Genomic DNA, 16,096 nt, shown 5'->3' with positions numbered 1-16,096 from the left:
CAGTGGTCACCTAGCTCAGTACAGGTGCGCAGTGGTTTCGCCTCTTGACTCCCAACTGCCCCGCTGGTCACGGGAGGCATGTCATAGGCGCTGCCCCTCATGGCGCCGAGCGCCGTTGATGGCCGCGCAGGCACGGGCGTACCGCGTCTGTCGCATTCTGGTCCGAGCACCCCTGGCAGCTCTTCAGCCGCCGAGCTTCCGACCTGGTGTTTCGCACCCAAGTGCGATCCCTCATACCAGAGCGGTACGAATGGCGGGCAACTTTGCCAACTGCCCGTCACATGTGCGCAGACGGCGACTACCGTGTGTGGCCAGTGATCAACGCCGGGCTAACGCCCGTTCAGCCGCGAACCAGTTGAAAACCGTCCGACCTACCCATGGCCGAATCCCTAACGCAGCACACCGAACCCTGGGACCCCCACGTACCAAGGACGCCGATGTCTCCCCTACGCGAACCCACCACGCGGTCGGACCGCCGTGAGAGCGGGCGTCACGGTCGGTCGGGCACTCGCTCCGCCTCGGCGGCGCGCAGACCACGACCCATGCCGCCGTCGCCGGAAGCCCGCATCCGCCCGCGATTGCTCCGTACAGCGGTACTGCCCGCACTCGTTGCGGCACTGAGCGGCGCGACCGCCGTGACCTACACCGTGCACAGCGCCACGCCCGAGCCCACCCCCGCCCTCTGGATCGTGCTGACCGGCACCGCCGCGCTCGCCATAGCGGCCGTCGCCGTGGCGGCACTCGGAGCGGACCGCATGGCCGCGTCGATACTCGACCGATGTGCCCACCTCCGCCGCTCCATCGAGCGTGGTCAGGACGACCTACGCCAGGTCGTTGAGCGGCTGCGGCGTGGCGAAGGTCCGCCCAACCCCCGCAAGCCGCTGCCGAGGAACCCGCGCGGGGATGAGTTCGACCTGGTCACCCGGGAGTTGAATCGCTCCCACGAGGTCGCGGTGGCGGCCGTAGTCCAGGCGTCACAGCTTTCCAGCAGCGTCGGCAACGAACAGAAGGTCGAGGTCTTCGTCAATCTGGCGCGGCGGCTCCAGTCGTTGGTCCACCGTGAGATCCAACTCCTCGATGAGCTGGAGAACGAGGTCGAGGATCCCGAGCTGCTCAAGGGCCTCTTCCACGTCGACCACCTCGCCACCCGCATCCGCCGCCACGCGGAGAACCTCGCCGTCCTGGGGGGCGCGATCTCCCGACGCCAGTGGTCCCACCCGGTCACCATGACCGAGGTGCTCCGCTCGGCCATCGCCGAGGTCGAGCACTACCCCCGGGTCAAACTCGTCCCGCCGATCGATGGCACCATGCGGGGCCACGCGGTCGCCGATGTCATCCACCTCCTGGCCGAACTGGTGGAGAACGCCACGGTGTTCTCGGCCCCGCACACCCAGGTGCTGCTGCGCGCCCAGCACGTCACGGCGGGGCTCGCCGTCGAGGTCGAGGACCGCGGCCTCGGTATGCCCGCCGGCGAGCAAGACAAGATGAACGCGCTGCTCGCCGACCCCGATCAGGTGAATGTCGCCCACCTCCTCCAGGACGGACGCATCGGCCTCTTCGTCGTCTCGGCACTCGCTCGTCGGCACGGCATCGCCGTCCGTCTCCAGTCCAATATCTACGGTGGTATCCAGGCCACCCTGGTGCTTCCGCAGGGGCTGCTCGGCACCGAGCCGGGCGGTCTCCACCAGGCCGACCCGGTCTCGGGCAGGACACGCCGGCGCCGGAAACCGCCCACCATCACGACCCAGGCCACCTCACCGCCGTCGATTCCGCAGCGAACCCAACAGCAGATCCCGTCCAGGCCGCCGCTGCTGTCGTCCGCCCAGCTCAGACCGCCGACGCAACAAATCCCATCACAACAGCCGCCGCCTGCCGGGGCCGCACCTCCGCAGCCTCCGCAGCAGCCCACCCACACCAGGCAACCCGAGCCACGGAGCCAACCCCCCGCACACACCACACCCGAAGTCCTCGCCCCACTGCCGGTACGGGCGGAGCACATCGACCGGCCAAACCCCGCTGCCGCCCGACCTGGCGCCAACTACACCGCCAGAAACGGCAGCGCGCCGATCATCGACCGCTCGGCGGATCTCACCCCCGCCCCCACCGGAGTGGTACGCGGCACCATGGGCCGTCCCCAACTTCCCCGTCGACGGAGCCAGGAGCACATAGCGCCACAGCTCAAGATGGGTCCACCGGCTCGCAAAGACGATGAAGGCGCGATGCACGACCCCGGGCTGATGGCGGCCTTCCAACGGGGCATCGGACTCGCCGAGGCCCAGGCCCGCACCGTGGACCCCGACGCCGGAACCACCGCACCACCCACCACAACGCAACGCCACGACAACACCTCCAAGGAGTAGATGCACCATGGCGAGCGATGCGCCGAACGGTCATACCTCGGACCTCGACTGGCTGCTCAGCGGTCTGGTCCAGCGTGTGCCGTACACCCGCAATGCAGTTCTGCTCTCCTCCGACGGCCTGGTGAAGTCCGTACACGGTCTAGAACCCGACAGCGCCGACCACATGGCCGCACTTGCCTCGGGCCTCTACTCCCTCGGTCGCAGCGCCGGTGCGCGCTTCGGTGACGGCGGCGAGGTCCGACAGGTGGTGGTGGAACTCGATTCGACCCTGCTCTTCGTCTCCACCGCCGGCTCCGGCACCTGCCTCGCGGTCCTCGCCGGCCGAGAGGCCGACGCCGCCGTACTCGGCTACGAGATGGCGATGCTGGTGAAGAGCGTACGGCCCTATCTCACCACCCCGGCCAGACAATCGACCGGGGCGCCGAGCATCGCGGGGCAGTGACTGTGCCGGTACCCAAAGACGGACCCCTACTCGACGATGCCGCCGGCCGGCTCATCCGTCCGTACACGGTCAGCGGTGGCCGTACCCGTCCCACGGCAGCGCTGGACCTGCTCTCCTTGGTGATGGCCACCGGGACCGTGCCGAAGGGGAGGAACCTCGGGCCGGAGCACGTACTCGCGCTCGGCCTGTGCGACGGTCCCACGTCCGTCGCTGAAATCGCGGCGCATCTGAGACTTCCCGCAGTCGTCACCAAGGTCCTGCTCTCCGACCTTGTGGACTGCGGCGCGGTCACCACACGAGCGCCCCGCTGCCTTGACACACCGACCGACCGTTCTTTGCTGGAGGCAGTGCTCGATGGCCTACGACGACGGCTCTGAAGTCGACAGCTCGGAAACCCACGGCTCTCGGACCAAAGGTCCTTCCGCCGTGGGTTCCCGGAGCCGTGGACCGCTCATCCACGGCTCCCCGGTCGGGCAGCGCGCGAGCAATGACACAGAGCCACTGGATCGCACCGCGTCCGATGCCCTCTTTCCCACCGCGCTCAAGATCCTGGTGGCAGGTGGCTTCGGAGTCGGCAAAACGACCTTTGTGGGGGCGGTCAGCGAGATCGATCCCCTGAGCACCGAGGAACTGCTGACCCAGGTCAGCGAGGCCACGGACCCACTGGAAGGGGTCGAATCGAAGACCACCACCACCGTTGCCATGGACTTCGGCCGCATCACCCTCGACGACCGCCATGTGCTCTACCTCTTCGGAACACCCGGCCAGGAACGCTTCTGGTTCATGTGGGACGAGCTGTCCGAAGGGGCCCTCGGCGCGGTCATCCTCGCCGACACCCGTCGGCTGCAGGACTCCTTCTCCGCGGTGGACTTCTTCGAGGGGCGCGGTATCGGCTTCGTGGTCGCCGTCAACGAGTTCGACGGGGCCTATCGATATGACGCAGAGGAAGTCAGGTCCGCCATCGATCTCAAACCGCAGGTGCCGGTCGTGATGTGCGACGCGCGCATCGCCAGCTCGGGGATCGGCACCCTGGTCACCCTTGTCCAACATCTCCTCACCACCACCGCAGTTCCCGCCCCGGCGCCGAGCTATGGAGCACCTACATGACATACGACCCAACCGGTCATCTGTTGCTGACCCCCATCGACAGGGAAGCGCCCGCACGCGTCAAGCGGCTGCGCCAGCTCGGCTTCGGGGATCGCCCGGATCCCGCCTTCGATGAGTTTGCACACCATCTGGCCAAGGTGACCGGTGCTCCGTACTCGATGGTCAACTTCATCGACGAGAACCGGCAGTTCTTCGCCGGTCTCCACACCCCGACGGGCGACCACGACAACAACGACCTGATGGCGGCCGTGACCGCGGTGGGCGGTGAGGTCAGCCGTTTCATGGACCGCGATCACGGCTACTGCCCCCATGTGGTCGTCCGACGCAAGGCGTTGGTGCTGGAGGACGTCTGCGACTACCCCCGATTCGCCGGAAATCCGGTCGTTGACGAGATCGGCATCCGCTCCTACCTCGGTGCGCCGCTGATCGACCGCACGGGCATGGCGTTGGGCACGATCTGCGTGGTCGACACCGAGCCGCGGCCCTGGGGGAGGGCCGGACTGGAAACCATCAAGTCGCTGGCCGCGGAGCTGATCGAACAGATCCACCGCCGTGAGGACGGTGGTATCTGACTGCCGCTGCCCCCGTTGGCAGGCGACAGGCGACAGGCGACAGGCGACAGGCGACAGGCGACAGGGGACGGATACGACTTTGGAGGCGGGGCGCTCGCCGAGTGACAGGGGAGCGCGAAGCCGTACTCCCGCACTCCCGTGACAGCTGGGCCCTGCACCCATGGGAACGCTGCCGTATCCGTGTGTCCCCCCAACGGGCAGTCCCTCCTGACCGCCCACACCGCAGGATCGATGGTCTGTTGGGTGGGCGCCCCCCTCCGAGGCCCCACCGTGACCCGATCCCTGATTCCCCCATTGCTCGTTCATCGACAGGGGTGAATCCACCACCACATGTCGACATTCCCAACCCAGGGCCCCATCCCCGGGCTGGCGGCCTTTGCTCTGATCAGACCGCCGGTTCCAGCTTCACTGCCTCGGAGAGACGCTGCGACCACTGCCCCTTCACCGTCCCGAGCGCCACCTCAGCCAACCGCAGCAGTTGGATGTCAGAGGTGCCAGCGGGCGCGAACATATGGAGCGCGTCGCGCAGATACCGCTCGATCGGACGGTCGGTGAAGAGTCCGGCCGCGGCGTGGATCTCCATGGCGTTGCGTGCCGAGTCGATGGTCGACTCCACATTGATCAGCTTGGCGTTCATCAGCTCCGCGTCACAGGGCAGACCCTGATCCAGCAGATGGACGGCGTGATACGCGGCGAGCCGCGCGGTCATCAGCCGTGACTGGAGCTTACCCAGCTTCATTTTGATGGATGGAAGATCGTGGAGGGGGTTTCCATAGCGGTACCGCTCTGCGCAGAACCGGGTCGTCTCGTCGAGGATTGCCTGATGGATGCCGAGGGAGACGGCGGTGAGGTTCGCGCGTCCGTAGAGGACGCTGGAGGAGTACGCGACGGAGAGCCCGTCGCCCTCCGCTCCCAGCCGGTTGCGGGCGGGTACCCGGCAGTCCCGGAAGAAGAGTTCGCCGAAGCTGAAGCCGTGCAGCCCCAGCGTGGGCCGTTGCTCTCCGATGATGCACCCGGCGCGGTCAGACTCCACCAGGAACGCGGTCAGCCCGCGTGACCCCGGTCCGGTCCTGACCACCACACCGTGGAGATCGCCGATATGGCTGTTGCCTACGTACACCTTTCGGCCATTGAGGATGTATTCATCGCCATCTCGTACGGCGGTGGCAGTCATTCCGAGGACATGGCCGCCTGAGTCGGGTTCGGTGACGGCTATGGTCGGCAGGCAGTGGCCGGAGGCGATCCCGGGTAGCCAGTCCCGCTTCTGTTCGGCGCTGCCGAAGTGCACGATCTTGGCCACGCCCAGCTGCGACGCCTGAACCATCGCGCCCATGGCCCCGCTCACCCGGGACAGCTCCTCGATGATGATCGTCTTGGCTAGATGGCCCGCTCCCATGCCGCCGTAGTCACGGCTGATCGTGGCGCCCAGCCAGCCCTGCCTGGCTATCAGCCGCGACAGCTCACCGTGAGCGGTCCGTGCTGCCTCCAGCACGGGAATGCGGGGCCGGACCTCCTTCTCTGCGAAGTACCTGACATCGTTGCGAAGTCGATGGTGCAGCTGACTGGCGAAGTACTCGTCCATCGCGAGCCTTCCTTTGCGATACGCCTACTCGGGCGATTGTTCGAGTAGGTGGTGCCTGGATGCCGGTCTCGACCGTGCTGACCGGCCATCTCTGTTCTGCCGTACGGCATTCCCTGCGTGGTTCCCTCTGCTACATACCCACGGCAACGGATTCTTGGGGCTTTGGCACGGAAAGGCACCAGCCTGTCTCAGGCGTGCACAGTGGCGACATTCGGCACCTTCTGAAGAACCGATACGGCATAGACCTGGACGCAAATGAACGCACCTGAACAGGGCAATTGAGCCACACGGCCGCCGCTGCCAGCGCGTAGGTGCACTATCCGGCGCGTGAAGTGAGGGGGGTGGTACGAGGCGTACTTCTCTTAGCCCTCGTGCGCGTGCGCCGCCGGTCATTCGGTCTTGGCGGTGACCTTATGGGGCTTTATGTGCACTATGCCGGGGAGTGCCGGGGGTCCTCCCACCATGTTCCACAGCGTGCGGGCGTCGCCTCGTGCGCTCTTATGCCCCCTGTGCTCCTGGCCATCCACCGACCGCCCCGTCACATGTGTCTCCTGAGACAGCTGAGTCCCCCTCCGTGGCGCTGGATGAGTGGCTCTGAATGGCCAAGAAAGCGTTTTCCTGACCCGCTTGTCAGCAAGGTGAATCGGCTGGCGGAGCGATTGTCAGTGACGCGTCGTACGGTCGTTGCATGGCCACCGCTGACGATGTACGCAGAGTCGCTCTCTCGCTGCCGCAGGCGATCGAAAGGCTTGCCTGGGGCATGCCGACCTTTCGGCTGGAGGGCGGCGGACGGATCTTTGCCTCTCTCGACGATGACGACCGGGTGATGGGCGTGAAGTGCCCCAAGGAGGACCGCGAGGAGCTGATCGCGGCCGAGCCCGAGAAGTTCTTTCTGCGATCGGGGCATGACGACAACTACGCCTGGGTCCGGGTGCGGCTCCCGGCGCTGGACGGGGATGACGAGCTCTACGCGATCTTGCTCGACTCCTGGCGCCAGGCGGCGCCCCGCAGATTGCTGGCCGCACATCCCGAGCTCACGCAGCCCCCACCCGCGTGACGAGCCGCAGTTCGGCGGGCCGACCCCGCTCCATCCCGCCCGGATTCGCCGGCAGGCCGCTGGCTGCGGTGAGCCCCTGCCCGTCGTCCCAGGGACTCCGGGAGCTTCCGACACGGCGTAGGTCCCCGGGGTGAAAGCGGTTCGTGACCATCGCCCAGAGTGCGGTATTGTTCTCATGCGCGTTCAACCAGGGGAAACCCCAGGTCAGACGGGCATCGGGACGTGGCGCAGCTTGGTAGCGCACTTGACTGGGGGTCAAGGGGTCGCAGGTTCAAATCCTGTCGTCCCGACTTGTGTTTTCGCAGGTCGTGAGCGGTATCGGAGAAATCCGGTACCGCCTTTCCGTATGTCTTGGGGACCATTTGGGGACCACACGGTCTAGCGGCGCCTTCCGGGGACGGACTGGACGGCCAGGCTGAGGGGCGCGCGGACGGGGTTGAGGTGGGCGGTGAGGGCGGCACCGGCGTTCGCGATCTGGGACATGTCGGGGTGGAGGTAGCGCTGGGTGGTGAGGAGTGAGCCGTGTCCGGCGATCTTGCGGAGGACGTGGGCGGGGACTCCTGCGTCGGCGAACCAGGTGAGTCCGGTGTGGCGCAGGTCGTGCCGTCGTAGGTGTTCGAGGCCGAGTGAGAGGACGGCCTCGTCCCAGTGGGTGGCGTCGCGCAGGACGGCGGTGGAGATACGTCCACTACGGGGCCCGGTGAAGAGCCGGGCGTCGGGGTTGGGGCCGGCGGCGAGGATGCGTTCGGCGATGAGGGGCCGGATCTCCTCCACGATGGGGACGTGGCGGGCGCGTTTGCCCTTGGTGTTCTTGTCGATGAGTCCGCCGGGTGCGGGGGTGGTCTGGCGGCGGACGGTCCAGATCCAGTTCACCGTGTCGATGTCGGCGACGCGAACGTCGGAGACTTCACCGATGCGGGCGGCGGTCGCTGCGGGGAAGACGACGACCTCACCCCACCCCTGGTAGTGGCCGTGGGAGCGCTCCACGAGGGCGTGGGCGAGGTGGAGCAGGGTGTGCCAGTCGCGCAGGGCGAGGGCACGGGGGTTGTCGAGTTCGTCCTCGGCCTGCTTGTACTCGCGCTGCCAGCCGGTGACCCGGGCCGGGTTGACCGTGATCAGCCCGTCCCGGACCGCCTGCTCCATGACACGCACGAGGACCGCGAGGCTGTTCTTGACGGTCGAGCGGCTCTGTTCGTCGGCGATCCAGCCGTGCACGGTGCGGTCGACAGCACCGTTGCTGATCATTCGGACGGGAAAGTGGCCGAGTGCGGGGACCACCCGGCGGCGCCAGCCCGCGAGATACGGATCCAGCGTCTTCAACTCCAGACCGCGCAGGGCCAGGTCCATGGTGGTGGTGCCGTACTCGGCCAGCGACATGGTGGCCACGTTCGGCGCGATCCCGGCCTCTGCGGCCTTGAGGATGCCGGAGATCCACTCCTCGGCCTCGTCCAGCGTGTCCTTGCCTTCGGAGAGGGACTTGCGGCGTTTGGTGGCGGGGTCGAACCAGCGCACACGTGCACGGTAGGGCGAAGCGCGGTTGGGGCGGTGCTCGATGTCGCTGGCCACCCGAACACCGAGAGGAACGGCCTCGGTGTCTCACCTGACCGGGCGTGACGCGGCGTTCGGTGAGCCAGGTTTCCACGTCGCGGGCGCTGTAGAGGACGACGCGCCCGCTCACGGGGACGTACGGGGGGCCTTGGAGGGGATGTGCGGTGCGCCAGCGTCGGAGAGTGGAGGGATCGACGCGGAGGAGGCGGGCGAGTTCCCTGGTGAGTACCAGGTACCGGACAGTGGCGCGTCCGGCTCGGTGTGAGGGGAGGTGTCGGACGGCGTTGCACAGGAGGGCGTGAAGTCCTGAGAAGAGGGTTGCGTGGGTGGCAGTGAGCGGGTGGATGAAGGGGGTGTGTGCGGGTAGTTCACCCTTCGAATCTCCGCAAGATCCCCGGTTTCGGGAACCGGCGATCACCTGCTATATAGCCACCCGCAGACGTCAGGAGGGCCAACATTAGGCAGATGCGGGGCAGATGGTCATCCCGGTGGCAATGCCCTCGGCACCCGCGAGGTGGTGAAGCCTCGTTCACGACGGAGCGACAGTCCGCCCGCAATCGGTGCCGGACCCCAGCAGGACGCCGAGTCACCACACGGTGCGGGAAGTTGCCAACAGGTTTTTAGTCCATTGGTGGTACACAAAATGCGGTCCTCTGACCAGCAGGAATTCTGGGTCCGACCGCTGCTGAGCGGGCCTTGGCCCGCCTACGGTCTGGATCTTGGTTGGATGGGGAGGCAACGGCTGAGAGGAGAGCATCGGCTTAGTCAGGTGGGCGCGTAGCAGGGCCGCACGCTCGACATGGTGTGTCATCGGGAAGATGTCGGCATGGGTGTCGTTGAAGATAGGTGCAGGTCAGGGGGCATTTGGTGTGCGCGATTGCGGCGAATTCCGGGCCCCGAGCGTCATATGAGCGTCAAGAGAAAGAGGGCTCAGGCGAGCGCCGGGGTTCGGTGTTGGTCGTCGGCCGAGCGGGGGCGTTCACTCCGCGTGAAGGGCGCACGCAGCCTTCAGTCCCGCAGTGCCGTGGGCGTAGCGCCCTTTCTTCCGTGGTGGTGCGGCAACGAGCGATGCACCGATTCGGATCGTCCCGATCGGATGTCGCGGAAGAGACCAGCCAGCTCTGTGGCCTGCTGTGTTTGCTGGGGTCAGGCCGCTGACCTGCATAAATTTCCTTTCCGTTCTTTCACGGTCGTGCCCGTTGATGCAGCGGAAAGTCCCAGAAAAGTCCCAGGGAGATCCCACTGCCCGCAGTTGCTCTTTCGGCTGGGAGTCGGTGTGCTGAGGGCATGGATGGTCCGTGCGGGAGCTGACATTGAGCGGGAGACGACATCCCTGGCCCAGGGGCTGACCATCGCGGGACGGCCGGAGCTCGGTGACCCTACCTCCCGCTCCTCCTGGGACGACGTCCGCACCGAACTCCAAGCGGCCTACCCCTGGGAGAGTCCGGGTCCTGGGTAACTGGCAGGGCCGGCTCTGGCGCTTTAGATCTGATGACCGCCGTGACCTCATGGGCTCGACCGTGCCGCCTTCACCGAGGTCCCCATCGACCGCACCATCCGGGTTCTGCCCGTCGGCCGAGGGCCCGAGGCCGAGAGGGAAGTCCTCGGCCAGGAGACCGGCACCCTCGAACCGGAAAGCGTCGAACCCGACGGCGCCGGGCCGGAAGCCCTTGACCAGGAACCCACCGACGACGACACCGACAACGCTCGTGGCACCGTTCCGGGGTGAGCAGAACCTTCCGGTTTACTGCCCGTGCTCATGCGACGGCACTCCCGGTCAATTGACCGGGCGCGTTCACACCGTGGCCGAAGGTGGTCGAGGGCGGCGGGATCCGGGCCGTAACGGGCGCGGCGGGATCCGGGCCGTAACGGGCGCGGCGGGTGGCGACGCCCGGCGGGCCGGACGTTGCAGAGTGCCTTGCGGGTCACAGGTGGCTGAAGGCGGCGGTCACGGGATTTCGCCCCCATGAATGCTGGCATCAGCCCCCATTTTCCCTGCGGCGTGTCCGGTCACGGCCACGGGGGAGCGATGCCGCTCCCGTGTTTGATCGTTACAACCCTCGTCTGAAGGGTGCGCCTCCATGTGTGTGGGGAGGGAGTACTCACCTGCGACGGGCGCTCGGGTGAGCGTAGGGATTTCGGGAGGATTGGCATCCTCATAGGAGAGCACTCCGTATGAATTTAGGTCGATGCATCGGGAATCGATAGAGCAGGCGCTTAGAAGACTTCCGCTCTGCCCCAATGTACAACCCTGTGACCTGCGACTTTGCAGGCTCCTGAAGGTGTGTCCCGCTTCCTGGGGGACACATGGGGGAAACTGTAGAACCCTGGGGGAAGGGGGACGGAACCTTCCCCTGGTAGTGCGCAGCGAGTCTCCCACGCGAAACCTTCCAGCCTCGAGGCGTCTGGTGGAAATAGCTCCGCCCTCGCCTGGCGTTGTCGAGCGGTGAGTCGATGAAGGTATCTGGGCTGAGGCTGTTCAACACGGGAGGCGGCGTGACGGAGACTATGCCTCGCTTGGCGGAGGTTAAGGCGGATGTGCAGGGCTGTTCGAGGCGCGCGGGAAGTACTGCGCCCGGGATCACTCGGAACGTCTAGGTCCGGTTCACCCCCGCCTGCGCGTGAAGCTCCGGAGTGTTCGCCCCTGGACCCCTGAGGCCGAAGGTCCACCCTCGCCTGCGCGGGAAGCTCCGTCCGTGAAGACACCCCGAGCCGTGCGCCGATGGTCCACCCCGCCTGCGCGGGAAGCTCTCGAGGATCATGTTCAGCACCATCATCAGGCGCGGGAAGCTCTGGAGGTCCAAGACATCCGGATGTCCGCAGAGCGGTCCACCCCCGCCTGCGGGGGAAGCTCGGACCGGTTCGAACGCTCGTCCACGATTCCGCCGGTCCACCCCCGCCTGCGCGGGAAGCTCCCTGGTTGGGGCCTTCGGGGCCGGCTTGGCCACGGTCCACCCCCGCCCACTGGAGCACGGGTTCGCCCCCAGTGCACAGTGCAGAGCTGGCGAGACGCCGGCGGAGGCAGCGTTGCGGGCGGCCGAAGAGCACGGCCACCACACCCGTCTGCTGCCCCGGCCGGTACGAATCGGAACTGGAGGCGGTTCCGGCACCGAGGCGTGGGAGGTGAGCACGCTGTTCGCGGGCAGCAGCTCACCAGCCGGGAGCGCTCGCCGCGAGGCTGTCCATGTCGGTGTCGTGGACCGGCCTTTCGCCCGGACCGGACGCGGTGGGCGCGAGGGGCGCTGGCTGTCCGCGGGTGAGCTGGAGGCCTCTGGCATGCCCGAGCGCCTCTGCTTCACCCTGGGAGTCGTGTTCGGCACCGTGCAGCAGGCTGTGAGACTGCCGGCTCCACCGTCTGAGAACGACTCCCTCCGCCGGGAACTCCTGGAGCGTCAGGCTCAGGACCAGACGGGTCCGAATCACCCCCGAAGGCGACCGGTCAGAGGAGCTGTACGAGCGGTGGCGGGCCGTGGACCAGGACAACACCGGCTGGCTGCGGGACGTGATCGCCCGGTACGGCTGGCCCGGCCACGCGCTCGTCGGCAAGGAGGGTGCCGGTGCGGCGTGGCTCTTGGCACAGCACTCCGACCGGGAGCCAGACTTTCAGGCGGAGTGCCTCGATCTCCTGGCTCGGGCGGTGACGGCGGGGGACGCCGATGTCCGGCACGGCGCCCTGCTGGAAGACCGGGTCCGCGTCCACCGAGGCGAACCCCAAGTCTTCGGAACCCAGCTCTTCGGGCAGGACGACGGCAGCCTGGCGCCCTTTCCGATGATCGATCCCGCAGGCGTCGGAGCGCGCCGGGACGCCTGGGGTTTCGAGCCGCTGGACGACTACATCCGGTCCGTCTCCGGACTCCGGTGACCTCGATCGACTCCGGCCGTCGCCACAGTGCTTCATCGCACGCGGGTGCCGTCCGGGTCTGCCGGACTCGGACCTGTCCCGGGCGGGTGCCCCTGGGCCGATGGCTACTCGGCGCGCTGCCGCAGGCGGGTGATCAGCTTCCCGGCGAGACGCTGGGCCGTGTCCCCGGTGGGCTCGCCCGGCTTCTCCTCGTACAGGCACCACACATAGCGGCCGTGGCTCATGACGAAGTCGTCCTCCGGCCCCCTCCTCCAGGCCCGGTTCGCACCCCGGAAAGCGACGTTCTCGCCAGTGAGACGGTCCAGGGTCTCCTGCACGTCCAGACGGGCCGCCTCATAGACGAGGCCACCGGGTCCGTAGGTCAACTCGGCCTCGTGGCCTGCCCCGAGGTCGATCGCCAGATGGTTCCAGGTCATGGGCGATGACTATAGGGCCCGGTGCAGGTCATCTGGTGCGATGACGGCGTTGTCCGGCCGTGTGAAGGTCACAGCAGTTTCTGAAGCGCACGGTTGACCGAGGGGTTGCGGCCCTTTCGGTAGGAGGGGACCGAGGCGTAGCCGGCGGAGTGATAGAGCGCGAGAGCGGCGGTGTTGCTGATGCCGGATTCCAGCAGCATGCGGCTGGCGCCGTTGCGCCGGGCGTCGTGTTCGAGTCTGGTGAGGAGGAGCTGTCCGAGGGAGAGTCCCCGGGCGTCCGGTTGTACGTACATGCGTTTGATCTCGGCTGTACGGCTGTCGATCAGGTGCCATCCGCCGCAGGCGACGGGCTCTGACGCGGGGTCGATGTGGGCGAGGAGGAAGAGCCCTCCGGGGCGGTGCGAATTCTGTGGCCGGGGTGTCGGCGGGGTCGTCGGCGTAGCCGTAGAGGGATACCTGTTCGGCGTGGAGCTGCCGCATGAGCCGGTGCGCTTCGCAGTGGTCGTAGGGGACGACCGAGAGGTGCGGGTCGGGGTCGGTCATGTGGTTGATACTGCCCGTTCCAGGGCCTGGATCGCAGCGGCGCGGTCGGCTGAGCGGAGGTGCCGCCGGGCGTGCCGGCCGAGCTGGGTGAGCAGGAGCCGGCAGCGGACCGACTAGACGTGGGGGAGCCGGTCGGCGACGGCGGTGAGGGACTGTGCGGTGGCGTGGGGTCCTTGCTGAGGAGGCGGGCCCGGGCGAGGTGGATGCCGTGGAGGAGGGCGGAGCGCCGGTAGCCGGAGGTCTGGTGGGCGAGGGGGGAGAGGAGTTCGGTGGCTTCGGCTCACGATCACCCGACCGCCGTCGCCCTTCACCCCACCGCCCCCGGCCGGCAGACACCACCTTGCCGCAGTGCGGCGCGCCCACCACTGCCCGGTATCACTCATCCGGCGGCCCGCGGCTCCGTCCCCGGATCGCGGAATGGGCCGCGCCCCGACCCGGCTGTCGATACGCTCAATACCACCGCCCGGAACGTCTGTTGTGAGGGAACCGCTGTGACCGAGTCCGCCCGCTCCTGGCCGCGCCTGCTCGCGGCCCTCCTCGCCGGACGCGACCTGACCGTAGGCGACACCCGCTGGGCGATGCGGCAGGTCATGGACGACGCGGCCGCCCCGGCCGAGCTCGCTGGCTTCCTCACCGCCCTGCGCGCCAAGGGCGAAAGCGCTCCGGAGCTCACCGGTCTGCTGGACGCCCCGCCGCGGCCATGACCGCGCAGCCCGATGTCCGACCACAGACCCCAGGTCCGAGGCGTCAGCCAAGACACCCGCGAGCTGACGGAGTCCGCCGCCCGGTCCTCCGGCCGGGAGATGTCCACCGGCAATGGGCGAACCTTCCCCCACTTGAACAGCTTGGTGAAGGCCGCCGCCTTCCGGTCCCACTTCGTTCCGCCGATCTGCTCAGGGTTCGCCGGCGCCTCGCACCGCCAGTCCCGGAAATCACTCAGGTCCTGCTGTGTTGCCTGCCTCCACTCGACATTTCGGGATGACAGGAAATCGAGCAACAGCCGTATATCCGTCGAGTAATTTCGCTTCGACTCACGTTCCATATTTCGGAATGTGTTCGGCAGGGCGAAATCTAGAAGATCCGCATCGACCATTCCGTCCGGCCGCACGAATACCGGATCACCCGGCTTGAGACCGATCTGAGCCACCGCCTCCGGCAGATCCCGTACCCCCAGGACACCCTCAGCTGGCAGCGTTCCCCACCGGCCTGGATCCGGCACCCGCACCACTTGCCACGTACTCAACTGCTGTCACTCCCGACGCTTGAACTCGCTCAATCATCAGGGAAGTGGTGAACAGTGGCGCCATGTGGTTCGAGTGGCCACTGCGGTCCCAGTGACCACGTGCGCACGGTGAGATCCCGTGGGGTCAACCACGTCCGCCCCGGGCGGCTCGTTCCGCCGGGGAAATGGGGAGGCTCATGAGTGGGGAATGGATAACCGGCGGTGCTTCGAATCCTGTTGCGGAGTGCGGGGTCTCCGATCGGGGGATCGGTCTCGCCGGGTGGGGGTCTGTTGATCACTCCCGCCCGGCGAGACCGGGGAAAGAGGTTCAGCTCACCCGGCCGTGGCCCAGTATCCGGGTGGCGACTTCCAGGGGATCGGCCCAGATGTCCTCGGATACCGGATCGCCGTCGGCCCGTCGGCGCATCTCCTGGACGAGGTCCCACAACTTCGCGGGGTCCTCGTCGGTGCTGGTGCGGGTCAGCAGGCCGATCCGCTCCAATGTGTCCATGCGCTCGGTGAATCCGATGCGTGTCTCCCGGTCGGGGTCGGGGGTGACGGAGGCGATGACCGGTACGCCGTTGGCAACGAGTTCGCAGCTGGTGAAGCCCAAAGCGTCGGCCAGCACGACATCGGCGGCCCGGTAGTACAGTTCGGGCCGGTCACTCCGCCCGACCCACTGGATATTGGGGGCGGTCGGGACCCGCCCCCGGGTGGGCGGGGGGTCTGACAGGAGGAGCAGTTGGTCCCCGATCGCGGCGTGTCCGCTCCATGCTTGGAGTGCCTGCAACTGGATCCGCAGTGCGGCGATGCGGTCCGGGCGGCCACCCGCCGCCACGGTCAGGACGAGCGCGTCCTCGTCGATGCCGAGGGCCTTCCGCGCATCTGCCCGCTGTGGGCCGAAGGAGTCCACCAGGGGTCCGCAGTACCAGACCGGCGCGGTGGTGGCCGGGGAGAGCGGGTGCGCCTCGGGAAAGTCGGGGACCACTACTTCCCCTGCGTTGTCCAGTCCCGCGTCGAACTCGGGCCGGCCGAGCTCGGCGAAGAACCAGTCGGTGATCAGCACATTGGGAATGTCGAGTACATGGCGGCAGAAGCCGGGCACGGTGAGGAACTCGTCACTCACCACCAGGTCCGCGTCGGCATGCTCGTACAGGAATCGCCAGATGCGCCAACTCGCCGCCTCACCCATGTCGTCGGCGTCGTCGAAACCGAGGTCGACGGCCTCGACACCGCGGGAGCGGTAGTAGTCCGCTCCGCTCCCCGCCGAAGCCAGCCTGATCTGTATCCCGGGGTTCACCTGGCGCATGGCGGCCATGATCCTCAGGTCTCTGGCGGCGTGGCCGTAGCCGTGACCGCGTGAGACGAAATTGACTCTCATCGGT

General features: G+C 67.4%; 13 protein-coding genes, 1 tRNA gene and 2 pseudogenes. 9 read left to right on the top strand and 7 right to left on the bottom strand.

The window, feature by feature from the left end:
- Nucleotides 1-437: 437 nt before the first annotated feature.
- From NBG84_RS00230 to NBG84_RS00210, 5 genes are read left to right on the top strand one after another with little or no spacing between them, the layout of a single operon-like run.
- Nucleotides 438-2,360, top strand: a complete 1,923-nt coding sequence (locus NBG84_RS00230; protein WP_250917120.1) for a sensor histidine kinase — start codon at nucleotides 438-440, stop codon at nucleotides 2,358-2,360.
- A 7-nt stretch (nucleotides 2,361-2,367) separates the two neighbouring features.
- Nucleotides 2,368-2,802, top strand: a complete 435-nt coding sequence (locus NBG84_RS00225) for a roadblock/LC7 domain-containing protein (protein WP_250917119.1) — start codon at nucleotides 2,368-2,370, stop codon at nucleotides 2,800-2,802.
- Nucleotides 2,803-2,804: 2 nt separating this feature from the next.
- Nucleotides 2,805-3,179 (top strand): DUF742 domain-containing protein, encoded by a 375-nt coding sequence (locus NBG84_RS00220; protein WP_250917118.1) that lies wholly within the window; start codon nucleotides 2,805-2,807, stop codon nucleotides 3,177-3,179.
- Nucleotides 3,157-3,909 carry a GTP-binding protein gene (locus tag NBG84_RS00215; protein WP_250917117.1) on the top strand — a complete coding sequence of 251 codons (753 nt, stop codon included), beginning with the start codon at nucleotides 3,157-3,159 and terminating at the stop codon, nucleotides 3,907-3,909. Before NBG84_RS00220 ends, NBG84_RS00215 begins: the two co-directional genes overlap by 23 nt.
- Entirely contained in the window at nucleotides 3,906-4,481 is a 576-nt protein-coding gene (locus tag NBG84_RS00210) for a GAF domain-containing protein (RefSeq protein WP_250917116.1), read from the top strand. The genes NBG84_RS00215 and NBG84_RS00210 overlap by 4 nt, the downstream gene beginning before the upstream one ends.
- Nucleotides 4,482-4,866: 385 nt before the next feature.
- On the opposite strand, the gene NBG84_RS00205 is transcribed toward NBG84_RS00210, so the two are convergent.
- Nucleotides 4,867-6,063, bottom strand: a complete 1,197-nt coding sequence (locus NBG84_RS00205) for an acyl-CoA dehydrogenase family protein (RefSeq protein ID WP_250917115.1) — start codon at nucleotides 6,061-6,063, stop codon at nucleotides 4,867-4,869.
- Nucleotides 6,064-6,751: 688 nt separating this feature from the next.
- On the opposite strand from NBG84_RS00205, the gene NBG84_RS00200 reads away from it, so the two are divergent.
- A complete protein-coding gene (locus NBG84_RS00200; protein ID WP_250917114.1) occupies nucleotides 6,752-7,120 on the top strand; it encodes an MmcQ/YjbR family DNA-binding protein in 369 nt (122 codons plus the stop codon).
- Nucleotides 7,121-7,336: 216 nt separating this feature from the next.
- Nucleotides 7,337-7,410, top strand: a tRNA-Pro gene (locus NBG84_RS00195).
- A gap of 88 nt (nucleotides 7,411-7,498) precedes the next feature.
- Here the strand turns inward: NBG84_RS00195 and NBG84_RS00190 are convergent.
- Together NBG84_RS00190 and NBG84_RS41335 are read right to left on the bottom strand one after the other, a co-directional pair.
- Nucleotides 7,499-8,686, bottom strand: a complete 1,188-nt coding sequence (locus NBG84_RS00190; protein WP_308311986.1) for a tyrosine-type recombinase/integrase — start codon at nucleotides 8,684-8,686, stop codon at nucleotides 7,499-7,501.
- A gap of 109 nt (nucleotides 8,687-8,795) precedes the next feature.
- Nucleotides 8,796-9,086: pseudogene (locus NBG84_RS41335) on the bottom strand (hypothetical protein); the annotation flags it as partial.
- Nucleotides 9,087-12,023: 2,937 nt separating this feature from the next.
- Between NBG84_RS41335 and NBG84_RS00180 the strand changes: the two are divergent.
- Nucleotides 12,024-12,530 carry a DUF6624 domain-containing protein gene (locus NBG84_RS00180; protein WP_308311988.1) on the top strand — a complete coding sequence of 169 codons (507 nt, stop codon included), beginning with the start codon at nucleotides 12,024-12,026 and terminating at the stop codon, nucleotides 12,528-12,530.
- Between the two features lie 104 nt (nucleotides 12,531-12,634).
- Here the strand turns inward: NBG84_RS00180 and NBG84_RS00175 are convergent, their stop codons facing one another.
- Nucleotides 12,635-12,946, bottom strand: coding sequence for a hypothetical protein (locus tag NBG84_RS00175; protein WP_250917111.1), 312 nt, complete (start codon nucleotides 12,944-12,946; stop codon nucleotides 12,635-12,637).
- A gap of 68 nt (nucleotides 12,947-13,014) precedes the next feature.
- A complete protein-coding gene (locus tag NBG84_RS00170) occupies nucleotides 13,015-13,314 on the bottom strand; it encodes a GNAT family N-acetyltransferase (protein WP_250917304.1) in 300 nt (99 codons plus the stop codon).
- 666 nt (nucleotides 13,315-13,980) lie between these two features.
- On the opposite strand from NBG84_RS00170, the gene NBG84_RS40950 reads away from it, so the two are divergent.
- Entirely contained in the window at nucleotides 13,981-14,193 is a 213-nt protein-coding gene (locus NBG84_RS40950) for a hypothetical protein (protein ID WP_308311984.1), read from the top strand.
- A 140-nt stretch (nucleotides 14,194-14,333) separates the two neighbouring features.
- On the opposite strand, the pseudogene NBG84_RS40945 reads toward NBG84_RS40950, so the two are convergent.
- Together NBG84_RS40945 and NBG84_RS00155 are read right to left on the bottom strand one after the other, a co-directional pair.
- Nucleotides 14,334-14,531, bottom strand: a pseudogene (locus NBG84_RS40945) (site-specific integrase); the annotation flags it as partial.
- A gap of 508 nt (nucleotides 14,532-15,039) precedes the next feature.
- Nucleotides 15,040-16,092 carry a glycosyl transferase gene (locus NBG84_RS00155; RefSeq protein WP_250917110.1) on the bottom strand — a complete coding sequence of 351 codons (1,053 nt, stop codon included), beginning with the start codon at nucleotides 16,090-16,092 and terminating at the stop codon, nucleotides 15,040-15,042.
- Nucleotides 16,093-16,096 lie beyond the last annotated feature (4 nt).

The organism is Streptomyces albipurpureus (genome assembly GCF_023701525.1).
GTDB classification, from domain to species: Bacteria; Actinomycetota; Actinomycetes; order Streptomycetales; family Streptomycetaceae; genus Streptomyces; species Streptomyces albipurpureus.
The sequence above is the reverse complement of the archived record's forward strand: the minus strand, read 5'-3'. Positions and strand labels throughout refer to the sequence as shown.